Origin of the sequence: Mycobacterium sp. (genome assembly GCF_039583805.1) — a bacterium.
Taxonomy (GTDB): domain Bacteria; phylum Actinomycetota; class Actinomycetes; order Mycobacteriales; family Mycobacteriaceae; genus Mycobacterium.
Genome location: NZ_JAVKSH010000098.1, coordinates 8,644 through 13,908, shown reverse-complemented (window position 1 = coordinate 13,908; position 5,265 = coordinate 8,644). Strand labels below are relative to the sequence as shown.

The window sequence follows — 5,265 nt, the reverse complement described above, 5'->3', positions numbered from 1 at the left end:
CCGTCGCGGCGTGAAAGAAGGAGCACCCGCTGCACGTGCGCTACTCTACCGCGCCCGGACCGGCCACCAAAACCGCAGGCAGGGCCAGCGCACCGGGGCACAGATGCGCCCGGCACGTCCACGTATCCTGTGGTGGACCAAAACCCCGACCGGACAGGATGGCAGTGGCGCTCGTCGTGCAAAAGTACGGCGGATCATCGGTGGCAGACGCCGAACGGATCCGCCGGGTCGCCGAGCGCATCGTCGAGACCAAAAAGCAGGGCAACGACGTCGTGGTGGTGGTCTCGGCGATGGGCGACACCACCGACGGCCTGCTGGATCTGGCGCAGCAGGTCTGCCCGGCGCCGCCGGCACGGGAGCTGGACATGCTGCTGACCGCCGGCGAGCGGATCTCCAACGCGCTGGTGGCCATGGCGATCGAATCGCTGGGCGCCAAGGCCCGCTCGTTCACCGGTTCGCAGGCCGGTGTCATCACCACCGGCGCGCACGGCAAGGCGAAGATCATCGACGTCACCCCGGCCCGACTGCAGTCCGCGCTGACCGAGGGGATGGTCGTACTGGTCGCCGGGTTCCAGGGCGTCAGCCAGGACACCAAGGATGTCACCACGCTGGGACGCGGCGGCTCGGACACCACCGCGGTCGCGCTCGCCGCCGCGCTGGGCGCCGACGTCTGCGAGATCTACACCGACGTGGACGGCATCTTCAGCGCCGACCCGCGGATCGTGCCCAACGCGCGGCGACTGGACACGGTCACCTTCGAGGAGATGCTCGAGATGGCCGCGTGCGGCGCCAAGGTGCTGATGCTGCGCTGCGTGGAATACGCCCGCCGCTACAACATTCCGGTGCACGTCCGGTCGTCGTACTCGGACAAGCCCGGCACCGTCGTCACCGGATCGATCGAGGACAAGGCTCGGGAAGAAGATATGGAAGACCCCATCCTGACCGGCGTCGCGCACGACCGCAGCGAGGCCAAAGTGACCGTCGTCGGCATCCCGGACATCCCCGGCTACGCTGCCAGGGTATTTCGCGCGGTCGCCGACGCCGACGTCAACATCGACATGGTGTTGCAGAACATCTCCAAGGTGGAGAACGGCAAGACCGACATCACCTTCACCTGCCCGCGCGACAGCGCCCGCGCCGCGGTGGAGAAGCTGGACTCGCTCAAGGACGAGATCGGCTTCACCGGCGTGCTTTACGACGACCACATCGGCAAGGTGTCGCTGATCGGCGCGGGTATGCGCAGCCATCCCGGGGTCACCGCCACGTTCTGTGAGGCGTTGGCCGCGGTCGGGGTGAACATCGACCTGATCTCCACCTCCGAGATCCGGATCTCGGTGCTGGTCAAGGACACCGAGTTGGACAAGGCCGTGATCGCCCTGCACGAGGCGTTCGGGCTCGGCGGCCGCGAGAAGGCGACCGTCTACGGCGGGACGGGCCGTTAGATGGCCGCAGCCGGATGCTCGATCGGAGTGGTGGGCGCCACCGGCCAGGTGGGCCGGGTGATGCGCGCCCTGCTCGAGGAGCGCGACTTCCCGGCCACCAGCGTGCGGTTCTTCGCCTCGTCCCGCTCGCAGGGCCGCAAGCTCGGATTCCGCGGCCAGGAAATCGAAGTCGAGGACGCCGAGACCGCCGACCCCGCCGGGCTGGACATCGCGCTGTTCTCCGCCGGCGCGGCGACGTCGCGGGTGCACGCGCCGCGGTTCGCCGCCGCCGGGGTGACGGTGATCGACAACTCGTCGGCGTGGCGCAAGGACCCGGACGTGCCGCTGGTCGTCTCCGAGGTGAATTTCGAGCGTGACGCGCATCGACGGCCGAAAGGCATTATCGCCAACCCTAATTGCACGACGATGGCTGCCATGCCGGTGCTGAAGGCGTTGCACGACGAGGCGCAGCTGGTGCGTATCGTCGCCTCCACCTATCAGGCGGTCTCCGGCAGCGGCGTCGCCGGGGTGACGGAACTGACCGGGCAGACCCGCGCGGTGATCGACGGCGCCGAGCAGCTGGTGTACGACGGCTCCGCAGGCGAGTTCCCGGAGCCGAAGATCTACGTCGCGCCGATCGCGTTCAACGTGGTGCCGCTGGCCGGGAAGCTGGTAGACGACGGCTCCGGCGAAACCGACGAGGACCAGAAGCTGCGCCAGGAAAGCCGCAAGATCCTCGGCATCCCCGATCTGCTGGTCAGCGGCACGTGCGTGCGGGTGCCGGTGTTGACCGGGCACTGTCTGTCGATCAACGCCGAGTTCGCGCAACCACTTTCGCCTCAACGGGCCCGTGAGCTGCTGGCCGGCGCACCCGGCGTGAAGCTGGTCGACGTGCCGACGCCGTTGGCCGCCGCCGGTGTCGACGAGTCGCTGGTGGGCCGGATCCGCCACGACCCCGGGGTACCGGACGGGCGTGGCCTGGCGTTGTTCGTCGCGGGTGACAATCTGCGTAAGGGAGCGGCGCTGAACACCATTCAGATTGCTGAGTTGCTGGCCGCCGAATTGTGATCCGCGGGTGAATCGGGCGGACATCTGCGCGGTTGTGCGGCGCTCACTCATCACCGTTGTCCTTGTTGCCCCACAATGGTTTTGGCCGGTCTGCGCCGACCCTCCGGCGCCGATGCCCGAGCCGATCCTGCCGCCGCTGGCCCCAGGTGAGGTGATCCGGATCGGGCCGGTCGCTGGAACCGGAACCTCCACAATGGATTACGGCATCGGAGCCACCGACCTGTGTGCGTTCATGGAGTTCCCCACCGAAGTGCTGCAGGTCTGCGGCGACAGCTTCGCCGGTCAGGGTGTCGGGTTAGGAGGCTACTACTCGCCGGTCGCGCTGCGGGTGGACACCTCGTCGGTCGACGATCCCGGCGGGGTGCGCTACACCGGGGTCACCGGTGTGTGGCAGCCGTTGCTGGCCGACCCGACGTCGCCGGGCGCGTCGCAGTTGCCGGCCGGCGTGGTGCAGATCAACCGGCAGAACTATTTACTGGTCACCACAGCGAAGAACCTGGTGCCGCAGAACTCTCGTCTGGTGAAAGCCAAATCGGCACAGGGGAATTGGCAGACTGTGCCGGGCTCGGTGCGGGAGGCGTCCTACCAGGGTGGCCGGCAGTCGCAGATCAGCGGCTACTACGACCCGATCCCGACCGCGGACTCGCGCAGCGGCTGGGTGTACATCGTCGCCGATGACTTCGACCGCAGCCAGCCCGTTGCTCTCTACCGGGTCGCGCCGGAGAACTTCACCGACCGGTCCCGTTGGCAGGGCTGGGCGTCCGGGCCCGGAGGCGGCTGGAAGAAGCCGCCGACTCCGTTGTGGGGCGACATGGTCGGCGAGATGAGCTTCCAGCAGGTCGACGGCAAAGCTGTGCTGTCCTACTTCAACGCCAGCACCGGAAACATGGAAGTCCGGGTGGCCGACGACCCCACGTCGTTGGGCACCGCGCCGGTGACCACGGTCGTGCAACACGGTGACTGGCCCGAATGGCCCGAGCCCGCCGAAAGCCTGCCGCCGCCCTACGACAACCGGCTGGCCCAACCCTACGGCGGCTACATTTCGCCGGGGTCGACGCTCGACGAGCTGCGGGTGTTCGTCAGCCAGTGGCACACCGCCGACCCCCGGGACCGCGCGCCCTACCGGGTGATCCAGTTCGCGGTCAACCCGTTCAAACCGGAATGACAGCAGGCGGGATCACTCATAGCGGCTACATAGGCTGCGCATAGCGCTGACCGGTGTTCGCCGGCGCATGATGTCAGCCATGACTGAAACACCGGGAACACCGACCATGCGGACCAGCTCCGCACCATCCACACCCGAACGGCCGAACCGGCTCTACCAGGCCGTGGCCTGGGTCGGCATCGTCGCCGGAATCGTGTTCATCGTCCTGGCCGTGTTCTTCACCGGCTTCCGGCTTGGCGCGGCTACCCACAGCGGCTACCACCACCACTGCCACCACCACGGCATGGTCGACAGGGGCCACCACCGCGGTGGCCCCGAGGGCCCGGGCGGGCCCGCCGTCCCGGGTGGTGCCGGACCCGGCCAGCCCCCCGCGTCGATAGCCCCGCCCCCCGCTCCACCGCGGCCCTGAGCGCGGTACCGGGCCGGCGGCGAGGTTGGGCGCAACCTCCACCCGCCGGCCCGGTGCCCTAGGGTTTGGATTCCGCGGCAGGCTTGGCATGATCGATCCCATGACACTTGAAGCCATCTACACCGCAGAGTCCACCGCCACCGGAGGGGGCCGCGACGGGCATGTGACGTCGTCGGACGGCCGGCTCGACCTCGACACCCGCCCGCCCAAAGAGATGGGTGGCAGCGGTGCGGGCACCAACCCCGAGCAGTTGTTCGCCGCCGGTTACGCCGCGTGCTTCCTCGGAGCGCTGCGACTGGTGGCAGGCAGGACGAAGGTGACATTGCCCGACGCCACCAGTGTGACGGCGCGCATCGGTATCGGCCGCACCGCCGACGGTGGTTTCGGGTTGACCGGAAAGGTCGTCAGCAGCCTGCCTGGCCTGGACCAGAAGGCTGCCGACGACCTGGTGCATCAGGCCCACCAGGTGTGCCCGTACTCCACCGCCACCCGCGGCAACGTCGACGTCGACGTGTCGGCCCAGGTCTGAGCCGTGCGCGTCGCCCTCGCGGCGGTGAGCGTCGCCACCGCGATCGCGGCAGCGGCCCCGGTCGCAGCCGCCCGTCCGTCGGATCCGGGCGTGGTGAACTACGCGGTGCTGGGCAAGGGATCGGTCGGCAACATCGTGGGCGGGCCGATGCGCGACGAGTCGGTGTTCACCGAACCGTTCCAGGCCTACTGGGTCGACGACCCGGCCTGCAACAACTGGGCCGACATCGGGTTGCCGGAGGTCTACGACGATCCCGACCTGGCGTCGTTCAACGGGGCCACCACCCAGACGTCACCCACCGACCAGACCCATCTCGTCAAACAGGCGGTCGGGGTGTTCGCGACCAGCGACGCCGCCGGTCGGGCCTTCCGTCGCGTGGTCGATCGCACGGTCGGCTGCTCCGGAACGACCACAGCGATGCACCTGGACAACGGGACCACCCAGGTGTGGTCGTTCAACGGCGGACCGGCCGGCGCCACCGACGAGGCGTGGACCAAACAGGAAGCCGGCACCGATCGCCGGTGTTTCAACCAGACCCGGTTGCGGGAAAACGTCTTGCTGCAAGCCAAAGTCTGTCAGTCCGGCAACGGCGGCCCGGCGGTGAACGTGCTGGCCGGCGCCATGGAGAACGCACTGGGCCAGTAACGCACTGGGCCAGTGACGCACTGGGCCA

General features: G+C 68.6%; 6 protein-coding genes. All 6 read left to right on the top strand.

What is annotated here, in order from left to right; genetic code table 11:
• The first annotated feature begins 164 nt into the window (after positions 1-164).
• The 6 genes from ABDW21_RS13410 to ABDW21_RS13385 all read left to right on the top strand — a co-directional run bounded on the left by ABDW21_RS13410 (position 165) and on the right by ABDW21_RS13385 (position 5,237).
• Complete coding sequence (locus ABDW21_RS13410) at positions 165-1,442, top strand: aspartate kinase (RefSeq protein ID WP_343601884.1); 1,278 nt, start codon at positions 165-167, stop codon at positions 1,440-1,442.
• Entirely contained in the window at positions 1,443-2,489 is a 1,047-nt protein-coding gene (locus ABDW21_RS13405) for an aspartate-semialdehyde dehydrogenase (protein WP_343601885.1), read from the top strand.
• 112 nt (positions 2,490-2,601) lie between these two features.
• A complete protein-coding gene (locus ABDW21_RS13400; RefSeq protein WP_343601886.1) occupies positions 2,602-3,654 on the top strand; it encodes a DUF4185 domain-containing protein in 1,053 nt (350 codons plus the stop codon).
• A 79-nt stretch (positions 3,655-3,733) separates the two neighbouring features.
• Positions 3,734-4,063 (top strand): hypothetical protein, encoded by a 330-nt coding sequence (locus ABDW21_RS13395; RefSeq protein ID WP_343601887.1) that lies wholly within the window; start codon positions 3,734-3,736, stop codon positions 4,061-4,063.
• A gap of 100 nt (positions 4,064-4,163) precedes the next feature.
• Positions 4,164-4,592, top strand: coding sequence for an organic hydroperoxide resistance protein (locus tag ABDW21_RS13390; protein ID WP_343601888.1), 429 nt, complete (start codon positions 4,164-4,166; stop codon positions 4,590-4,592).
• 3 nt (positions 4,593-4,595) lie between these two features.
• Positions 4,596-5,237 carry a sensor domain-containing protein gene (locus tag ABDW21_RS13385; protein WP_343710553.1) on the top strand — a complete coding sequence of 214 codons (642 nt, stop codon included), beginning with the start codon at positions 4,596-4,598 and terminating at the stop codon, positions 5,235-5,237.
• The last annotated feature ends 28 nt before the right edge of the window (positions 5,238-5,265 follow it).

Coding starts and splice junctions, on each gene's coding strand:
- ABDW21_RS13405 (WP_343601885.1), top strand. CDS start 1,443: ATGGCCGCAGCCGGATGCTCGATCGGAGTGGTGGGCGCCACCGGCCAG.
- ABDW21_RS13400 (WP_343601886.1), top strand. CDS start 2,602: ATGCCCGAGCCGATCCTGCCGCCGCTGGCCCCAGGTGAGGTGATCCGG.
- ABDW21_RS13395 (WP_343601887.1), top strand. CDS start 3,734: ATGACTGAAACACCGGGAACACCGACCATGCGGACCAGCTCCGCACCA.
- ABDW21_RS13390 (WP_343601888.1), top strand. CDS start 4,164: ATGACACTTGAAGCCATCTACACCGCAGAGTCCACCGCCACCGGAGGG.